The sequence below is a fragment of the Pararcticibacter amylolyticus genome, from assembly GCF_003130405.1.
Classification (GTDB): domain Bacteria; phylum Bacteroidota; class Bacteroidia; order Sphingobacteriales; family Sphingobacteriaceae; genus Arcticibacter; species Arcticibacter amylolyticus.
In genome coordinates, this window is record NZ_QEAS01000062.1 from 1 (window position 1) to 1976 (window position 1976).

The window sequence follows — 1976 nt, forward strand, 5'->3', positions numbered from 1 at the left end:
CCGGTACGCTGGTAGGTATAGCTCTGCTCGCTCACCAGCTGACCGGCATCATTGTACATGCTGGTCTTTTGCAATAAGCCCCGCTCAAAGTCATAATTGGGATTCGGGATGAAGGGATAGGTATATTTACCGCTCTTCAGATTACCGGGATCGGAGGCACAATTCGACCTGCCGGCATAGTTGACGGTCGGCGCCCAGTCAGGGGCGCTATTGTCCCAGTTGGTGGCAGGCACCGAAAACTGGTACAGCGTGCTCCCCGCCCCGCTCTGGCTTTCCCGCACATGGCTGTAAACGACTGAATGGTCTTCCTCGGAAAGGTCTTCCTCACATACGCAGGTCGAATTCTTCCAGATCTGGGCAGCTGTTTCCCCGTCCAGAGGGTCTGAGATATAATCGGTGGTGAACGCGTATACCGGCATGGAGAGGGCCTTCCCCGAAGACTGTCCGGTGGAGGGGTCCGTATAGCTGTAGTTTTTTATCATATTATTGGCAGAACTGGCCCCGTCGAACGTGCTGACCTGTTTGATGCGGATCCCCGCTCCAAGGTGCACGGCAGCAGCGGTATTGTCGTAAAAGTCGTTGGGTTCGTAGACCAGTTCTGTATAGCCCCCTCCTTTGTACAATACCTTTGAAAGGGAGCCCAGCACAATATGGGTAGCGTTTACCGCGCGGGATTCTCCGTCAATCGTGTATTTATACGTCCCCAGCCGGTTGGTGGCGATGGTGCTCCGGTATCTTTCATACGAGGCCGAAGAGGGGTTGATATAGACATTTGGCTTCAGGCTGGTGGCATTACTGCCATTATAATAGCCCCACAGGTCCATACTTTTCGACAGATTGTCAGGATAGGGGACATATCTTTCGCTCAGTTCTCCTGTGGCTTCCCCGTTATATTCAAACTGATACCAGTAATCTGAATTCAGAAGAACCGTCTTTAAGAAATACCGGGAACTGACTGCAGGCGGGCCATATACATTTCCCATATAGGCAAACGCATAGGACCTTCCTGGTCCTGTAATGCCTTTTACAAGATCCCTGCCGTCAATATTCACGTAACCGGCTGTGAGCAGCCTCTTCTTTACGCCGGCATGTATCCGGGAAACTGTGTCCAGCCGCCTCCGGTCAGAAACGTCTTTGATCGTAAAGACCCCGCCCATCTTAGGGCGGGCACTGACGACATTCTGATCATAATCCGGGTCTTCTTCCTCCAGCTGGATTCCTCCAAAGGACCGGTAGGCGATGGCCAGACCGTTGCCCCCGGCGTCTGTGGCCCGGCTCAGCTTCCAGGCATGGGTGAAGGATACTCCATAGCGGTATTGTTCGTACTCGTTGCGGCACAAAAAGGGATTGCCCTGGGCGATTCGCCTGGTGTTTTCACAATCCGAAAAAACGTATTTCACCCCTTTGTCCGTCGTGAGCGTAAAGGAGGTGATCTGCCCGCTGGCCGCATCAGTGCTGTATTCTGCTTTCACGTCCATATAGGGCACCGTCCGCAGGATGTTGTCCGCGCCGAATACCAGCTGGCACGATAGCCCCGGTGCGTCTACCACGAACAGATCGGGCTCGGTATCGGAGAATCCGGTGAAATTGGTATTAATATAGCTCACATCTGCTGTTTCATCGCTGCAGGTGGTATAGCTCTGGTCGTTGGCAGGGGTAAATGCAGCGATCTTTGTCCCGTTGGTATTGTACAGCCACCCCAGGCGGGTATACCCGGCATCGTCTTTCTTACAGTCGTCGGGAAGGCCCCGCACAACCCGGCTGACTGAGCTTTCCAGGTTGACCTGCCAGCCCATGCCGGCATTGCCTTCGCTGTCTTTGACTTTGATCCCGGTAGCGCTGTACGATAACGCTATGGGCATGGATACTCCCCCGCTTTTTAATTCGTACAGGGGGATAGATACATTGGCGGTCCCGGTGAAATGGTTCACGCTGACGGGATTGGACTGGCCGTGAAGCCTGCCGAATAGTCCTGC

General features: G+C 53.9%; 1 protein-coding gene. It reads right to left on the reverse strand.

Translation table 11 applies throughout. The features are described from left to right. On the reverse strand, positions 1–1976 hold a 1976-nt coding region (locus DDR33_RS26145), incomplete at both ends, for a PH domain-containing protein (RefSeq protein WP_158280874.1).